Origin of the sequence: Bradyrhizobium frederickii, assembly GCF_004570865.1 — a bacterium.
GTDB lineage: Bacteria > Pseudomonadota > Alphaproteobacteria > Rhizobiales > Xanthobacteraceae > Bradyrhizobium > Bradyrhizobium frederickii.
Genome location: NZ_SPQS01000008.1, coordinates 183,512 through 200,009 on the forward strand (window position 1 = coordinate 183,512; position 16,498 = coordinate 200,009).

Here is a 16,498-nt window from a genome sequence, read left to right on the forward strand (position 1 = left end):
TCATGAACGAGCAACCTGAACAGCTTCGCAACTTTACGATCAACTTTGGACCGCAACATCCGGCGGCGCACGGCGTTCTGCGTCTTGTGCTCGAATTGGATGGTGAGGTGGTCGCGCGCGTCGACCCGCACATAGGTCTCTTGCATCGCGGCACCGAAAAGCTGATCGAGCAGAAGACCTATCTCCAGGCGATCCCGTACTTCGACCGGCTCGACTACGTCGCGCCGATGAACCAGGAGCACGCCTTCTGCCTCGCCGCCGAAAAGCTGCTCGGTATCGAGGTGCCGCGTCGCGGCCAGCTGATCCGCGTGCTCTATTGCGAGATCGGCCGCATTCTCTCTCACCTTCTCAACGTGACCACACAGGCGATGGACGTCGGCGCGCTGACCCCGCCGCTGTGGGGCTTCGAGGAGCGCGAGAAGCTGATGGTGTTCTACGAGCGCGCCTCGGGCAGCCGTATGCACGCAGCTTACTTCCGCGTCGGCGGCGTGCATCAGGATCTGCCGCAGAAGCTCGTCGACGACATCGAGGCCTGGTGCGATCCGTTCCTGAAGGTCGTCGACGACCTCGACCGCCTGCTCACCGCCAACCGCATCTTCAAGCAGCGCAACGTCGACATCGGCGTGGTGCCGCTGAAGGAGGCCTGGGAGTGGGGCTTCTCGGGCGTGATGGTGCGCGGCTCGGGCGCGGCCTGGGACCTGCGCAAGTCGCAGCCCTATGAATGCTACGCCGAGATGGATTTCGACATTCCGATCGGCAAGAACGGCGACTGCTACGACCGCTATCTGATCCGCATGGAAGAGATGCGCCAGTCCGTGCGCATCATGAAGCAGTGCATCCAGAAGCTGAATGCGCCTGACGGCAAGGGCCCCGTCGTCGTCGAGGACAACAAGGTCGCGCCGCCGCGGCGCGGCGAGATGAAGCGCTCGATGGAAGCGCTGATCCACCACTTCAAGCTCTACACCGAGGGCGTGCACGTGCCGGCCGGCGAGGTCTACGCCGCGGTCGAGGCGCCCAAGGGCGAGTTCGGCGTCTATCTGATCTCCGACGGCACCAACAAGCCCTACAAGTGCAAGATCCGCGCGCCGGGCTTTGCCCATCTGCAGGCCATGGACCACATCTGCCGCGGCCATCTGCTCGCCGACGTCTCGGCGATCCTCGGCTCGCTCGACATCGTGTTCGGAGAGGTCGATCGGTGATGGCGCAGGCGCCAATCCAGTTTGACCGCGCCTCGGGGGCCCTGGAAGGGGCCAACCTGTGGGAGCGGACGGCTGCCTTGGCGCTGGTGACGGGATCGAAGATCTCCTCGCACTTCTCGCACATGGGCTACATCGCCTGCGCCAATCTGCTGCGGAAGACGCTGCCCGAGCGCAACATCGCGATCAAGCTCAACCCCGACGCCGTGTTCGAATTCCCCTACGGCGACGGCTATTGGAGCAAGCTGCTCAACCGCTCCTACAATTACGAGGACGAGCTCGAGCTCTTGTTCGCCGACTCCATCGACGTCGACTACACGCTGCTCGATTGCGGCGCCAATTACGGCTACTGGTCGGTGCTGGTGTCGAGCAAGCCTTTCGGCGCGCACAAGGCGATCGCGATCGAGCCGTCGGGGCAGAACTATCCGAAGCTCGCCAACAACGCCCGTGTCAACGGCGATCGTTTCGAGACGATGAAATGCGCGATCGGCGCGGCCCGCGGCACCGCGCGGCTGTCCGGCACCAAGCACGAAGCCTTCAGCATCGCCGGCGATCCCTCGGCGGGCGGTGAGGAGGTGCCGGTCATCTCGCTCGATGATCTGATCGAGGACGGCAAGGTCGCTGCCGCCGGCAAGTATTTGATCAAGCTCGACGTCGAGGGCGTCGAGATCGAGGCGATCAAGGGCGGCGCGCGGCTGCTCCAGGCCGACAGCGTCATCATGTGCGAGGAGCACGGCAGCGACCGCTCCCATGCGGTGTCGCGCTACATCCTCGAGCAGACCCCGCTGAAGCTGATCGTGTTCGATCCGCGCAGCAAACGGATGGAGACCGTGACCGAGCTGTCGATCCTCGACCGCATCAAGGTCTCGACTCACGTCGGCTACAACGTTTTCGGCACCGCAAGCGCATTCTGGCAGGACAGGATCGAAGCCCTGAATGCGAAGACCGCGCGCCGCATGCAGTGAGAGATTGAAGAGATGTCCGTTCGTCGACTAGCACCGAAGGAAGTCCAGCCCGCGAGCTTTGCGTTCACGGAGGAGAACCTCGCGTTCGCCAGGCAGCAGATCGCGAAATATCCGGCCGGACGTCAGGCCTCGGCCGTCATCGCCATTCTCTGGCGCGCGCAGGAGCAGAACGAGGGCTGGGTCTCGGAAGCCGCGATCCGCGTCATCGCCGACATGCTCGACATGCCCTATATCCGCGTGCTGGAAGTCGCGACCTTCTACACCATGTTCCAGCTCGCTCCCGTCGGCAAGAAGGCCCATGTCCAGGTCTGCGGCACCACGCCGTGCCGGTTGCGCGGCGCCGAGGATCTGATCCACGTCTGCGAGCACCGCATCCATCACGAGCCGTTCCATCTGTCCAAGGACGGCAATTTCAGCTGGGAAGAGGTGGAGTGCCTGGGTGCCTGCGTGAACGCGCCGATGGTGCTGATCGGCAAGGACACCTATGAGGACCTGACCAAGGAGAGTTTTGGCAAGGTGCTCGACGGCTTCGCCTCGGGCAACCCGCCCAAGCCCGGTCCGCAGAATGGCCGCCAGTTCTCGGCGCCGATCGCCGGGCCGACCACATTGAAGGAGATCACCTGATGCGTGATCTTTCGTCGCCGGCAGGGCAGGAGAGCGGTGCCATGAAGAAGTGGGGCTTCGTCGCGATGCACGCCGTCGTGGCGGCCGCTTTCATCTTCCTGCTGCAGCGTTTCGGCCTGAACGCGTCGCTGGAATCCAGCCTGCTCTGGGCGCTGACCTTCGGCGTCTGCGCCGCTGGACTTGCCTACAAGCAGTCCAATCGTTGATCGGAAAGCACTGATATGCTCGAGGACAAGGACCGCATCTTCAAGAACCTCTACGGCCTCCACGATTGGGGGCTCGAGGGTGCGCGGCGCCGTGGCGCCTGGGATGGCACCAAGGCCATCATCGACAAGGGCCGCGACTGGATCATCAACGAGATGAAGGCCTCGGGGCTCCGCGGCCGCGGCGGCGCCGGCTTTCCGACCGGCTTGAAATGGTCCTTCATGCCGAAGGAATCGACCGACGGCCGGCCGAGCTATCTCGTCGTCAACGCCGACGAATCCGAGCCCGGCACCTGCAAGGATCGCGAGATCATGCGGCACGATCCGCATCTGCTGGTCGAGGGCTGCCTGATCGCCAGCTTCGCGATGAACGCGCATGCCTGCTACATCTACGTCCGCGGCGAGTTCATCCGCGAGCGCGAGCGCCTGCAGGCCGCGATCGACCAGGCCTATGAGGCCAAGCTGGTCGGCAAGGACAACGTCAACGGCTGGCCGTTCGACATCTACGTCGCGCACGGCGCCGGCGCCTATATCTGCGGTGAGGAAACCGCGCTGCTCGAAAGCCTCGAAGGCAAGAAGGGCCAGCCGCGCCTGAAGCCGCCGTTCCCGGCGAATGTCGGCCTGTTCGGCTGCCCGACCACCGTCAACAACGTCGAGTCCATCGCGGTTGCGCCGGACATCCTGCGCCGCGGCGCGGCCTGGTTCGCCGGCATCGGCCGTCCGAACAATGTCGGCACCAAGCTGTTCTGCATCTCCGGCCATGTCGAGCGGCCCTGCAACGTCGAAGAGGCCATGGGCATTCCGTTCCGTGAGCTGATCGAGAAGCATTGCGGCGGCATCCGCGGCGGCTGGGACAACCTCAAGGCCGTGATCCCCGGCGGCTCGTCGGTGCGCATGGTGCCGGCCGAGCAGATCGTCGACACGCCGATGGATTTCGACAGTCTGAGCAAGCTGCGCTCGGGCCTCGGCACCGCGGCCGTGATCGTGATGGACAAGTCGACCGATCTGATCCGCGCCATCGCCCGCATCTCCTACTTCTACAAGCATGAGAGCTGCGGCCAGTGCACGCCGTGCCGCGAGGGCACGGGCTGGATGTGGCGCGTGCTGACCCGCATGGCCGAGGGCCGCGCCCACAAGCGCGAGATCGACATGCTGCTCGAGGTGACCAAGCAGGTCGAAGGCCACACCATCTGCGCGCTGGGCGACGCGGCGGCGTGGCCGATCCAGGGTCTGATCGCGCATTTCCGTCACGAGATCGAAGCGCGCATCGACCAGTATTCGCACAGGGCCGACATTGACGATATCGGCGTCCGCGATCCCGTGAACATGGTCGCGGCGGAGTAGAGAGAATGACCAAGCTCATCATCGACGGCAAAGAGATCGATGTCCCGCCGGAGTACACGCTGCTTCAGGCGTGCGAGGCGGCCGGCGCCGAGATTCCGCGCTTCTGCTACCACGAGCGGCTGTCGATCGCCGGCAATTGCCGGATGTGCCTCGTTGAAGTGAAAGGCGGCCCGAAGCCGGTCGCGAGCTGCGCCTGGGGCGTGCGCGACTGCCGTCCGGGCCCCAAGGGCGAGCCGCCGGAAATCTCCACGCGTTCGCCGATGGTGAAGAAGGCGCGCGAAGGCGTGATGGAGTTCCTGCTCATCAACCATCCGCTGGACTGCCCGATCTGCGACCAGGGCGGCGAGTGCGACCTCCAGGACCAGGCGATGGGCTATGGTGTCGACACCAGCCGCTTCGCCGAGAACAAGCGCGCCGTCGAGGACAAATATCTCGGCGCGCTGGTCAAGACCTCGATGAACCGCTGCATCCAGTGCACGCGCTGCGTCCGCTTCTCGGCGGAAGTCGCCGGCGCCCCCGAGATGGGCGCCACCGGCCGCGGCGAGGACATGGAGATCACGACCTATCTCGAGCACGCCCTGACCTCGGAATTGCAGGGCAACCTCGTCGACATCTGCCCGGTCGGCGCGCTGACCTCGAAGCCCTATGCCTTCGCGGCGCGCCCATGGGAGCTCGGCAAGACCCAGTCGATCGACGTGATGGACGGTCTCGGCTCTGCGATCCGCGTCGACACCCGCGGCCGCGAGGTGATGCGCATCCTGCCGCGGATCAACGAGGCCGTGAACGAGGAGTGGATCTCCGACAAGACCCGTCACGTGGTCGACGGCCTGCGCACCCAGCGCCTTGACCGTCCCTATATCCGCGAAGCCGGCAAGCTGCGCGCGGCGAGCTGGCAGGAGGCCTTTGCCGCGATCGCCGCCAAGGCGGCGCGCACCGACGGCAAGCGCATCGGCGCGATCGCCGGCGACCTCGCCGGTGTCGAGGAAATGTTCGCGCTGAAGGACCTGCTCGCCAGGTTCGGCTCCGGCAATCTGGCGGTGCAGGGGGGCGATGCCTTCGATCCCTCGCTCGGCCGCGGCTCCTACATCTTCAACCCGACGCTGGCGGGCGTGGAGCAGGCGGATGCGCTGCTCATCATCGGCGCCAACCCGCGGAAAGAGGCGGCCGTGTTCAACGCCCGCATCCGCAAGCGCTGGCGCGCCGGCGGCTTCAAGGTCGGCGTGATCGGCTCTAAGGCCGATCTCACTTACGACTACGATCATCTTGGCGCGGGCACCGAGACGCTCGGTGAGCTCGCCGCCGGCAAGCACTCCTTCATGGACGTGCTGAAGAACGCCAAGAACCCGATCATCCTGGTCGGCGGAGGCGCCACCTCGCGCCACGACGGCGCCGCCATCCTCGCGGCCGCTGCCAAGCTTGCCCTCGACGTCGGCGCGCTCAAGGACGGCTGGAACGGTTTCGGCGTGCTGCACGAGACCGCCTCGCGCGTCGGCGCGCTCGACATCGGCTTCTCCGCAACCGGCGGCGGCCTGAACGCCGCGCAGATGACGACCTTCGGCACGCTCGACCTCCTGTTCCTGCTCGGGGCCGACGAGATCAACGCGGCGGACGGCACCTTCGTCGTCTATATCGGCACCCATGGCGACCGCGGCGCGCACCGCGCCGACGTCATCCTGCCGGCGGCCGCCTACACCGAGAAGTCCGCGATCTATGTCAACACCGAAGGCCGCGTGCAGATGACGGGCCGCGCCGCTTTCCCGCCGGGCGAAGCCCGCGAGGACTGGGCGATCGTCCGCGCGCTGTCGGAAGCGCTCGGCAAGAAGCTCGGCTACGACTCGCTCGCGCAGCTGCGCCAGGCGATCTTCAAGGCCGTGCCGCATCTGATCCGTCTCGACCAGATCGAGGCCGGTTCCGCCGACCAGATCAGGAAGCTGGCGGGGAAGGGCGGCTCGCCCGAGAAGGCGCCGTTCAAGCCGCTGGTCGAGGACTTCTATTTGACCAACCCAATCGCGCGTGCGTCCGCCGTGATGGCGGAATGCTCGCGCCTCGCCTCCGGGCACATGCTGACCGCAGCGGAGTGAGCGTGATCTGATGGAATTCTTCGAAAGCGCATTCTGGACCGGTTTCCTCTGGCCGCTGATCATCATGGTCGCGCAGAGCGTGCTGGTGCTCGTCGTCCTGCTGGTGGCGATCGCCTACATCCTGCTCGCCGACCGCAAGATCTGGGCGGCGGTGCAGATCCGGCGCGGCCCGAACGTGGTCGGCCCCTGGGGCCTGCTGCAATCCTTCGCCGACCTCTTGAAGTTCGTGCTCAAGGAGCCGATCATTCCAGCCGGCGCCAACAAGGGCGTGTTCCTGCTGGCGCCGCTGGTGTCGTGCGTGCTCGCGCTGGCAGCCTGGGCGGTGATCCCGACCAATCTCGGCTGGGTGATCGCCGACATCAATGTCGGCGTCCTCTTCATCTTCGCGATCTCGTCGCTGTCGATCTACGGCATCATCATGGCCGGCTGGTCGTCGAACTCGAAGTATCCGTTCCTGGCCGCGCTGCGCTCGGCGGCGCAGATGGTGTCGTACGAAGTCTCGATCGGCTTCGTCATCATCACGGTGCTGCTCTGCGCCGGCACGCTGAACCTGACGGCCGTGGTCGAGGCCCAGCACGCGCGCGGCCTCGCCAGCCTGATCGGGCTGCCGCAGCTCACCATCCTGAACTGGTACGTCTGGCCGCTGTTCCCGATGTTCGTGGTGTTCTACGTCTCGGCGCTGGCGGAAACCAACCGTCCGCCCTTCGACCTCGTCGAAGCCGAATCCGAGCTCGTCGCCGGTTTCATGGTCGAATACGGCTCGACTCCGTACCTGCTGTTCATGCTCGGCGAGTATGTCGCGATCGTCACGATGTGCGCGCTGGCGACGATCCTGTTCCTCGGAGGCTGGCTGCCGCCGGTGGATCTGCCGCCCTTCAACTGGGTGCCGGGCATCATCTGGTTCTCGCTGAAGCTGTTCTTCATGTTCTTCCTGTTCGCGATGGCAAAGGCGATCGTGCCGCGCTACCGCTACGACCAATTGATGCGTCTCGGCTGGAAGGTGTTCCTGCCGCTGTCGCTGGCGATGGTGATCGTGGTGGCCGGCGTGCTGCATTTCGCCGGCATCGCGCCGAAGTGAGGGCTGTCATGGGTATCAACGTCAACGCCACTGCACGCTCGCTTCTGCTGTCGGAATTCGTCTCGGCGTTCTTCCTCGCCATGCGCTATTTCTTCCAGCCGAAGCCGACGCTGAACTATCCGTTCGAGAAGGGCCCGATCTCGCCGCGCTTCCGCGGCGAACACGCGCTGCGCCGTTATCCGAACGGCGAAGAGCGCTGCATCGCCTGCAAGCTGTGCGAAGCGGTCTGCCCGGCGCAGGCCATCACCATCGAAGCCGGACCGCGCCGCAACGACGGCACCCGCCGTACCGTGCGCTACGACATCGACATGGTGAAGTGCATCTATTGCGGCCTCTGCCAGGAGGCCTGTCCTGTGGACGCCATCGTCGAAGGCCCGAACTTCGAGTTCGCGACCGAGACCCGCGAGGAACTGTTCTATGACAAGGCCAAGCTGCTCGCCAACGGCGACCGCTGGGAACGCGAGATCGCGAAAGCGATCGAGCTCGACGCGCCGTACCGGTGAGGTGAGGGCATGATCCTTCCCGCGCTGTTCTTCTATCTGTTCGCCGGCGTCTGCGTCGCCTCGGCCGTGATGGTGATTGTCTCGCGCAATCCCGTGCACTCCGTGCTGTACCTGATCCTGGCCTTCGTCAACGCTTCGGGCCTGTTCGTGCTGATGGGCGCCGAGTTCCTCGGCATGATGCTGATCGTCGTCTATGTCGGCGCGGTCGCGGTGCTGTTCCTGTTCGTGATCATGATGCTCGACGTCGACTTCCTCGAACTGCGCGAGGGCTTCATCGAGTACCTGCCGGTCGGCCTCGTGATCGGCGGCATCTTCCTGTTCGAGCTGCTGCTCACCGTCGGCTTCTGGGTCATCAATCCCGGCGTGTCCAAGACGATCACGGCGGCGATCCCGGCCAACGTTTCCAACACCGAGGCGCTCGGGCTCGTGCTCTATACGAAGTACATCCACTACTTCCAGCTCTCGGGCATGGTGCTCCTGGTCGCCATGATCGGCGCCATCGTGCTGACGCTGCGCCACAAGGCCAGCGTGAAGCGGCAGGACATCAACGTTCAGAACGCGCGCACGCCCGAGATGGCGATGGCGATGCGCAAGGTGGCGCCGGGGCAGGGGCTCTCGGATGCCGATGCGGCGGAGTGGGTGAAATGACGGTCGGGCTCGGACATTATCTGGCGGTCGGCGCGATCCTGTTCACGCTCGGCATCCTCGGCATCTTCCTGAACCGCAAGAACATCATCATCATCCTGATGTCGATCGAGCTGATCCTGCTCTCGGTCAACATCAACCTCGTGGCATTCTCGACCTTCCTCGGCGATATCGTCGGCCAGGTCTTCGCGCTGCTGGTGCTCACCGTCGCGGCGGCCGAAGCCGCGATCGGTCTCGCCATCCTGGTGGTCTATTTCCGCAACCGCGGCTCGATCGCGGTTGAGGACGTCAATCTGATGAAGGGCTGAGCTCTCAAATGGTTCAGGCAATCGTTTTCCTGCCTCTGCTGGGCGCCATTTTGGCCGGCCTGATCGCGCTTGTGGGCGCGCATGCCCGCAACCCCTCGGGCGATGAGGTCGAGCATCACGGCGACCACGGTCACGGCGCCCATGCCTCGACGGCCCATGACGTCCATGGCCACGGCGAACACGGCCACGACGAACATGGTCACGATGATCACGGCCATGGTCCGGCCGAGCCGCCCGCGGCTGGCTCGCGCGCTGCCGAGCTGATCACGACCGGGCTGCTGTTCGTCTCGGCGGCGTTGTCCTGGATGACGCTGGTCGATGTCGGCTTCATGCACCATGACGCCCGCATTCAGCTAATGCCCTGGATCTTCTCCGGCGACCTCCAGGTCTGGTGGACGCTGCGGGTCGACACGCTCACCGCCGTGATGCTGGTGGTGGTGACCACCGTGTCCTCGCTCGTGCACCTCTATTCCATCGGCTACATGGACGAGGACCCGAACCGGCCGCGCTTCTTCGGCTATCTCAGCCTGTTCACCTTCGCCATGCTGATGCTGGTGACCGCGGACAACCTCGTGCAGCTGTTCTTCGGCTGGGAAGGCGTCGGTCTCGCCAGCTACCTGCTGATCGGCTTCTGGTACCAGAAGCCATCGGCGAACGCCGCCGCCATCAAGGCTTTCGTGGTCAACCGCGTCGGCGACTTCGGCTTTGCGCTCGGCATCTTCGCCGTCTTCATGCTGGTCGGCTCGACCGATTTCGAGACGATCTTCCATGCCGCGCCCGGCCTCACCGGCAAGACCATCAACTTCCTCGGCTGGCACGCCGACGCGCTGACCCTGACCTGCCTGCTGCTTTTCATGGGCGCGATGGGCAAGTCGGCGCAGTTCCTGCTGCACACCTGGTTGCCGGACGCGATGGAAGGCCCGACGCCGGTCTCGGCGCTGATCCATGCCGCGACCATGGTCACCGCGGGCGTGTTCATGGTGGCGCGCCTGTCGCCGCTGTTCGAGCTCGCCCCGACAGCGCAGGCCGTCGTGATGTTCTTCGGTGCCACCACGGCGTTCTTCGCGGCCACGATCGGCCTCGTCCAGAACGACATCAAGCGCATCGTCGCCTACTCGACCTGTTCGCAGCTCGGCTACATGTTCGTGGCGATGGGAGCGGGGGCCTATTCGGTCGGCATGTTCCATCTGTTCACGCACGCCTTCTTCAAGGCGCTGCTGTTCTTAGGCAGCGGCTCGGTGATCTACGCGATGCATCACGAGCAGGACATCCGCAACATGGGCGGCCTCTGGAAGAAGATCCCCTACACCTATGCGGTGATGGTGGTCGGCACGCTGGCGCTGACCGGCTTCCCGCTCACGGCCGGATATTTCTCCAAGGACGCCATCATCGAAGCGGCCTACGCCTCGCATAATCCGTTCGGGGTGTACGGCTTCCTGATGACGATCGTCGCCGCCGGCCTGACCTCGTTCTACTCCTGGCGCCTGATCTTCAAGACCTTCCACGGCGAGCCGCATGACGAGCATCATTACGAGGCCGCGCACGAGGCTCCGCTCTGGATCCTGGTCCCGATCGGCGTGCTCGCGGTCGGCTCGTTCGTCGCAGGGTTCCCGTTCAAGGAGCTGTTCGCCGGTCACGGCGTCGAGGAGTTCTTCCGCGAGTCCGTGAAGATGAACCCGCACATCATCGAGGAGATGCACCACATCCCCCAGACCATCGCGTTCCTGCCGACGGTGATGATGGTGCTGGGCTTCCTGGTGTCGTACCTGTTCTACATCCGCCGGCCCTATCTGCCGGTCGAGCTCGCGAAGACGCAGCCGATGCTGTACCAGTTCCTGCTCAACAAATGGTACTTCGACGAGCTCTACGACATCATCTTCGTCCGTCCGGCGAAGTGGATCGGCTACCAGCTCTGGAAGAAGGGCGACGGCTTCATCATCGACGGCTTCGGCCCCGACGGCGTTTCGGCCCGCGTGCTGGACGTCACCCGCAACGTCGTGAAGATCCAGACCGGCTATCTCTATCACTACGCGTTCGCCATGCTGATCGGTGCCGCCGGCCTGATCACCTGGTTCATGTTCGGCTTTGGAGGCCAGTAAATGACAACCTGGCCCATCCTTTCGGTCACGACGTTCCTGCCGCTGGTCGGCGCGCTGATCGTTTACTTGAGCCGCGGCGACGACGAGGCGGCCAGGCGCAACTCGCGCTGGATCGCGCTCTGGACCACGCTGATCACCTTCGCGGTCTCGGTGATCCTGGTGATGCGCTTCGACCCCGCCAACCCCGACTTCCAGTTCGTCGAGAAGGCGAACTGGCTCGCCACCGGCATCACCTACCACATGGGCGTCGACGGCATCTCGCTGCCGCTGGTGATCCTCACCACCGCCGTGATGCCGTTCTGCATCATCGCGAGCTGGAAGGCGATCACGAACCGCGTCCGCGAATACATGATGGCGTTCCTGATCCTGGAAACGCTGATGATCGGCACCTTCTCGGCGCTCGATCTCGTGCTGTTCTACCTGTTCTTCGAGGGCGGCCTGATCCCGATGTTCCTGATCATCGGCGTTTGGGGCGGTCCGCGCCGGGTCTACGCGTCGTTCAAATTCTTCCTCTACACGCTGCTCGGCTCGGTCCTGATGCTGCTCGCCATCATGGCGCTGTACTGGAACGGCGGCACCACCGACATCCCGACCCTGATGCACACCGCCGTGCCGCGCTCGTTGCAGACCTGGGCCTGGCTCGCCTTCTTCGCCTCCTTCGCGGTGAAGATGCCGATGTGGCCGGTGCACACCTGGCTGCCCGATGCGCACGTCGAGGCGCCGACGGCGGGCTCGGTGGTGCTTGCCGCGATCCTGCTGAAGATGGGCGGCTACGGCTTCCTGCGCTTCTCGCTGCCGATGTTCCCGCTGGCTTCGCACGACTTCGCGCCGCTGATCTTCACGCTCTCGGCCATCGCCATCATCTACACCTCGCTGGTGGCCCTGATGCAGGAGGACATGAAGAAGCTGATCGCGTACTCCTCGGTCGCGCATATGGGCTTCGTCACCATGGGCATCTTCGCCGGCACCATGCAGGGCGTTGCCGGCGGCATGTTCCAGATGATCTCGCACGGCATCGTCTCCGGCGCGCTGTTCCTCTGTGTCGGCGTCGTCTACGACCGTCTGCACACCCGCGAGATCGCGGCCTATGGCGGCCTCGTCAACCGGATGCCGCTCTACGCGATGACGTTCATGGTCTTCACCATGGCCAATGTCGGTCTGCCCGGCACGAGCGGTTTCGTCGGCGAGTTCATGACGCTGCTCGGCACCTTCAAGGTCTCGATCCCGACGGCGTTCTTCGCCAGCTTCGGCGTGATCCTGTCGGCGGCCTATGCGCTGTGGCTCTACCGCAAGGTCGTGTTCGGGGCGCTGGCCAAGCCGTCGCTGGCGACCATGAAGGATCTCACCTTGCGCGAGTGCGTGATTCTGTTCCCGATGATCGCGCTGACGATCCTGTTCGGCGTCTATCCGAAGCCGGTGCTCGACATGTCGGCCGCCTCGGTCCAGCAACTCGTCAACAACTACAACACCGCTGTGACGGCCGTGAAGGCCGCCGCACTGCTCCATTGATCGGGCAGGTCAGGATATCGCCATGAGCTTTGAGACTGCAGGTTATCAACTGGCGCCGGTGCTGCCCGAGATCGTGCTCGCGGTCGGCGCCATGGCTCTGCTGATGCTGGGCGCCTATCGCGGTCAGGGGACGACCGGTGCGATCACCTCGCTGGCGGTCGTGCTCCTGGTCGTGGTCGGCGTGCTCGAATACATGCTGCCCGCCGGCAAGCATGTGACCTTCGGCGGCAGCTTCATCGTCGACGATTTCGCCCGCTTCATGAAGATCCTGGCCCTGATCGGCTCGGCGGTGACGCTGATCCTGTCGACCGAGTTCCTGTCCGACCCGTCGCGCCGCATCTTTGAGTACGCCATCCTGGTGCTGCTCTCGACCCTCGGCATGATGGTGCTGATCTCGGCCGGCGACCTGATCTCGCTCTATCTCGGCCTCGAGCTGATGTCGCTGGCGCTCTATGTCGTCGCGGCCTCGAACCGCGACAACGCCAAGTCGACCGAAGCCGGCCTGAAGTACTTCGTGCTCGGCGCGCTGTCCTCGGGCATGCTGCTCTACGGCGCCTCGCTGATCTACGGCTTCACCGGCACGGTCAGCTTCACCGGCATCGCCGCGGTCGCGACGGTCTCGAATGTCGGCCTGCTGTTCGGTCTCGTCTTCCTGCTCGTCGGTCTCTGCTTCAAGGTTTCGGCGGTGCCGTTCCACATGTGGACGCCCGACGTCTATGAGGGCGCGCCGACCCCGGTCACCGCCTTCTTCGCCTCGGCGCCGAAGGTCGCCGCGCTCGCCGTGTTCACCCGCGTCACGCTGACCGCGTTCCCGGGCATCGTCTCGCAGTGGCAGCAGATCCTGGTGTTCGTGTCGATCGCCTCGATGGCGCTCGGCTCCTTCGCCGCCATCGGCCAGACCAACATCAAGCGCCTGATGGCCTATTCCTCGATCGGCCACATGGGCTTCGCCCTGGTCGGCCTTGCCTCCGGCACGGTCGAAGGCGCGCAGGGCGTCCTGATGTACATCGTGATCTATGTCGCGATGACGCTGGGCTCGTTCTCGATCATCCTCGCCATGCGCCGCAACGGCCAGGCCGTCGAGCAGATCAGCGATTTCGCCGGCCTCTCGCGCACCAATCCGCTGCTCGCCTTCATGTTCGCGATGCTGCTGTTCTCGCTCGCCGGCATTCCGCCGCTCGCCGGCTTCTTCGCCAAATGGTACGTCTTCGTCGCCGCCATCAAGGCGAATTTGTTCACGCTCGCCGTCATCGGCGTGCTGACCAGCGTGGTCGGCGCCTACTATTATCTCGCCATCGTCAAGACGATGTATTTCGACGAGCCGGCCGGACAGGTCGATCCGGTGCGGGGCGAGGTGAAGACGGTGCTGGCGGTTGCGGGCCTGTTCAACATCCTGTTCGCGCTGTTCGCAGGTCCCGTGGTGAGCGTCGCCTCCGCCGCGGCAAAGTCGCTGTTTTAGGATGGCTTTCGCGCTCGGTCCTCGCGCATCATCCGCGGGCTACAAGCTCGCGGCGTTCGAGCGGACCGGCTCGACCAATTCCGAGGCGATCGAGCGCGCCAGGGCTGGCGAACGCGGCCCGATGTGGTTCGTCACATCCGAGCAGACCGCCGGCCGCGGCCGCCGTCAGCGCCCCTGGATCGCGCCGCGCGGCAATCTCGCCGCCAGCGTCCTCGAAGTTCTGGACGTCGCGCCGGCGGTTGCCGCCACCATCGGGTTTGCCGCCGGGCTGGCCGAGGAGGCCGCCCTGGAGAAGGTCAGCCTCGAGGCCGCGCTCCGCCTCGGCGAGGGCCGTCCCCGCTACGCCTTGAAATGGCCCAATGACGTGCTGGCCAACGGCAAGAAGCTCGTCGGCATCGGTCTGGAGGCCGAGGCCGTCGGCGACCGCCTTGCCATCGTGGTCGGCATCGGCACCAATGTCGTCGCGGCGCCCGAGGGCACCCCGACGCCCGCGGTGTCGCTGGCCGCGCTCGGCGTCCATATCAGTGCCGAGGAGCTGTTCTCGGCCCTCTCCGACGCCTGGGTCGAGTTCCGCGGCATCTGGGACAATGGAAGCGGCTTTGCCGAGATCCGGAAGCTTTGGCTGGAGCGCGCCGCCGGCCTCGGCGAGAAGGTCGCGATCCAGACGGGGACGATGACGCTGGAAGGCATTTTCGACACCATCGACGACACCGGCTGCCTGATCGTCCGAACCGCGGAGGGCCGCCGCGTGCCGGTGGCGGCAGGCGAGGTGTTCTTCGGTCCGGTCCGCTCGGTGGGAGCTGCATGATGGCGAAGCCCGAGGAACTGGTATTTGCGCCGCTCGGCGGCGTCGGCGAGATCGGCATGAACCTGTCGATCTACGGCCTCGGCAACCGCCAGCAGCGCGCCTGGCTCGCGGTCGATCTCGGCGTCTCCTTCGGCGACGAGGAGCATCTGCCGGGCATCGACCTGATCATGCCGGACATCTCCTTCCTGGAGAAGGAACGCAAGAACCTGATGGGCCTGGTGCTGACCCACGCCCATGAGGACCATTTCGGCGCCATCATCGACCTCTGGCCGAAGCTGAAATGCCCGATCTATGCGACGCAGTTCAGCGCCGCGCTGTTCGAGGCCAAATGCGCCGCCGAGCGCAACGCGCCGAAGATCCCGGTGACGGTGGTGCCGTCGGGCGGGCGCATCGACGTCGGCCCGTTCAACGTCGAATTCATCCCCGTCGCGCATTCCATTCCCGAAGCGCACGCGCTGGCGATCCACACCTCGGCCGGCACGGTGCTGCACACCGGCGACTGGAAGATCGACCCGACCCCGACCCTGGGGAGCCCGACCGACGAGAAGCGGCTGCGCGAGCTCGGCGAGGCGGGCCTGCTCGCCTTGATCGGCGATTCCACCAACGCGGTGCGCGACGGCCGCTCGCCCTCGGAAGCCGAGGTCGCCCGGACCATCATCGATCTCGTGAAATCGGCAAAGGGCCGCGTCGCCGTGACGACCTTCGCCTCCAACGTCGCGCGCATCAAGGCCGTGGCCGCCGCCGCGAAAGCCGCCGACCGCGAGGTCGTCGTGGTCGGCCGCGCCATGGAGCGCGTGGTGCAGGTCGCGCGCGAGACCGGCTATCTCGACGGCGTGCAGAATTTTCGCTCGCCCGACATCTACGGCCATCTGCCGCAGGACAAGGTGCTGGCGCTGTGCACCGGCAGCCAGGGCGAGCCGCGCGCCGCGCTGGCGCGCATCGCCAATGACGATCATCCCGAGATCACGCTCAACCGCGGCGACAGCGTGATCTTCTCCTCGCGCACCATTCCCGGCAACGAGAAGGCCGTCGGCTCGATCATCAACAATCTGGTGCTGCAGGGCGTGGAGATCATCACCGACCGCGACGCCCTGGTTCACGTCTCCGGCCATCCCCGCCGCGACGAATTGCGCGACCTGATCGCCTGGACCAGGCCGCAGCTCTTGATCCCCGTCCATGGCGAGGCCCTGCATCTGTACGAACACGCCAAGCTGGCGCGCGCTGCCGGCGTGCCGCGCGTGCTGGTCTGCCGCAACGGCGACCTGGTCAAGCTCGGCCCCGGCGATCCCGGCATTATCGGCGAGGTGCCGTCGGGCCGTCTCTACAAGGACGGCACGATATTGGAGGATTCCAAGTCCCGCGCCGTGGTCGAGCGGCGGCGCATGGCGTTCTCCGGCTGCGCCTTTGTCGCCATTGCCATGACCGAGCAGGGGGAGCTCGCCGACGATCCCGAGGTCGACCTGGTCGGCGTCCCCGAGAAGAACCGGGCGGGCGAGCCATTCGACGACATCGTCTTCGACGCGGTGATGTCGACGATCGAGGGCCTGCCGAAGGCGCGCCGCCGCGATGCGGATGCGCTGGCCGAGTCGGTGCGACGCGCTGTCCGGGCCGTCATCAACGAACATTGGGGCAAGAAGCCTCCCTGTCTGGTACACGTACTGACAGTCTAACGGGAG

The 16,498-nt window shown here is 65.3% G+C and carries 15 protein-coding genes; all 15 read left to right on the forward strand.

The window, feature by feature from the left end:
• Positions 1-2 precede the first annotated feature (2 nt).
• Genes E4K64_RS16060 through E4K64_RS16130 form a run of 15 tightly spaced genes read left to right on the forward strand, consistent with a single transcriptional unit; the run spans position 3 to position 16,492 of the window.
• Complete coding sequence (locus E4K64_RS16060; protein ID WP_028136066.1) at positions 3-1,199, forward strand: NADH-quinone oxidoreductase subunit D; 1,197 nt, start codon at positions 3-5, stop codon at positions 1,197-1,199.
• Positions 1,199-2,161, forward strand: coding sequence for an FkbM family methyltransferase (locus E4K64_RS16065; protein WP_167772037.1), 963 nt, complete (start codon positions 1,199-1,201; stop codon positions 2,159-2,161). The genes E4K64_RS16060 and E4K64_RS16065 overlap by 1 nt, the downstream gene beginning before the upstream one ends.
• A gap of 12 nt (positions 2,162-2,173) precedes the next feature.
• Positions 2,174-2,785 carry an NADH-quinone oxidoreductase subunit NuoE gene (gene nuoE, locus E4K64_RS16070; RefSeq protein WP_135164382.1) on the forward strand — a complete coding sequence of 204 codons (612 nt, stop codon included), beginning with the start codon at positions 2,174-2,176 and terminating at the stop codon, positions 2,783-2,785.
• A complete protein-coding gene (locus E4K64_RS16075) occupies positions 2,785-2,991 on the forward strand; it encodes a hypothetical protein (RefSeq protein ID WP_126257330.1) in 207 nt (68 codons plus the stop codon). Before nuoE ends, E4K64_RS16075 begins: the two co-directional genes overlap by 1 nt.
• Positions 2,992-3,006: 15 nt before the next feature.
• Complete coding sequence (gene nuoF / locus E4K64_RS16080) at positions 3,007-4,332, forward strand: NADH-quinone oxidoreductase subunit NuoF (protein WP_135164383.1); 1,326 nt, start codon at positions 3,007-3,009, stop codon at positions 4,330-4,332.
• A 5-nt stretch (positions 4,333-4,337) separates the two neighbouring features.
• Entirely contained in the window at positions 4,338-6,413 is a 2,076-nt protein-coding gene (gene nuoG, locus E4K64_RS16085) for an NADH-quinone oxidoreductase subunit NuoG (RefSeq protein WP_135164384.1), read from the forward strand.
• A 10-nt stretch (positions 6,414-6,423) separates the two neighbouring features.
• Positions 6,424-7,491, forward strand: a complete 1,068-nt coding sequence (nuoH, locus tag E4K64_RS16090; RefSeq protein WP_085969087.1) for an NADH-quinone oxidoreductase subunit NuoH — start codon at positions 6,424-6,426, stop codon at positions 7,489-7,491.
• Between the two features lie 8 nt (positions 7,492-7,499).
• Positions 7,500-7,994, forward strand: coding sequence for an NADH-quinone oxidoreductase subunit NuoI (nuoI, locus tag E4K64_RS16095; RefSeq protein ID WP_191093171.1), 495 nt, complete (start codon positions 7,500-7,502; stop codon positions 7,992-7,994).
• A 9-nt stretch (positions 7,995-8,003) separates the two neighbouring features.
• Positions 8,004-8,642 (forward strand): NADH-quinone oxidoreductase subunit J, encoded by a 639-nt coding sequence (locus tag E4K64_RS16100; protein WP_061027048.1) that lies wholly within the window; start codon positions 8,004-8,006, stop codon positions 8,640-8,642.
• Complete coding sequence (nuoK, locus tag E4K64_RS16105; protein WP_126257332.1) at positions 8,639-8,947, forward strand: NADH-quinone oxidoreductase subunit NuoK; 309 nt, start codon at positions 8,639-8,641, stop codon at positions 8,945-8,947. Before E4K64_RS16100 ends, nuoK begins: the two co-directional genes overlap by 4 nt.
• Positions 8,948-8,955: 8 nt before the next feature.
• Positions 8,956-11,046: an NADH-quinone oxidoreductase subunit L gene (gene nuoL / locus E4K64_RS16110; protein WP_135164385.1), complete on the forward strand. Its 2,091-nt coding sequence runs from the start codon at positions 8,956-8,958 to the stop codon at positions 11,044-11,046.
• Positions 11,047-12,555: an NADH-quinone oxidoreductase subunit M gene (locus E4K64_RS16115; RefSeq protein ID WP_135164386.1), complete on the forward strand. Its 1,509-nt coding sequence runs from the start codon at positions 11,047-11,049 to the stop codon at positions 12,553-12,555.
• A gap of 22 nt (positions 12,556-12,577) precedes the next feature.
• A complete protein-coding gene (gene nuoN, locus E4K64_RS16120; RefSeq protein WP_135164387.1) occupies positions 12,578-14,014 on the forward strand; it encodes an NADH-quinone oxidoreductase subunit NuoN in 1,437 nt (478 codons plus the stop codon).
• Position 14,015: 1 nt separating this feature from the next.
• Complete coding sequence (locus E4K64_RS16125) at positions 14,016-14,822, forward strand: biotin--[acetyl-CoA-carboxylase] ligase (protein WP_135164388.1); 807 nt, start codon at positions 14,016-14,018, stop codon at positions 14,820-14,822.
• Entirely contained in the window at positions 14,822-16,492 is a 1,671-nt protein-coding gene (locus tag E4K64_RS16130) for a ribonuclease J (RefSeq protein ID WP_167772038.1), read from the forward strand. The genes E4K64_RS16125 and E4K64_RS16130 overlap by 1 nt, the downstream gene beginning before the upstream one ends.
• The last annotated feature ends 6 nt before the right edge of the window (positions 16,493-16,498 follow it).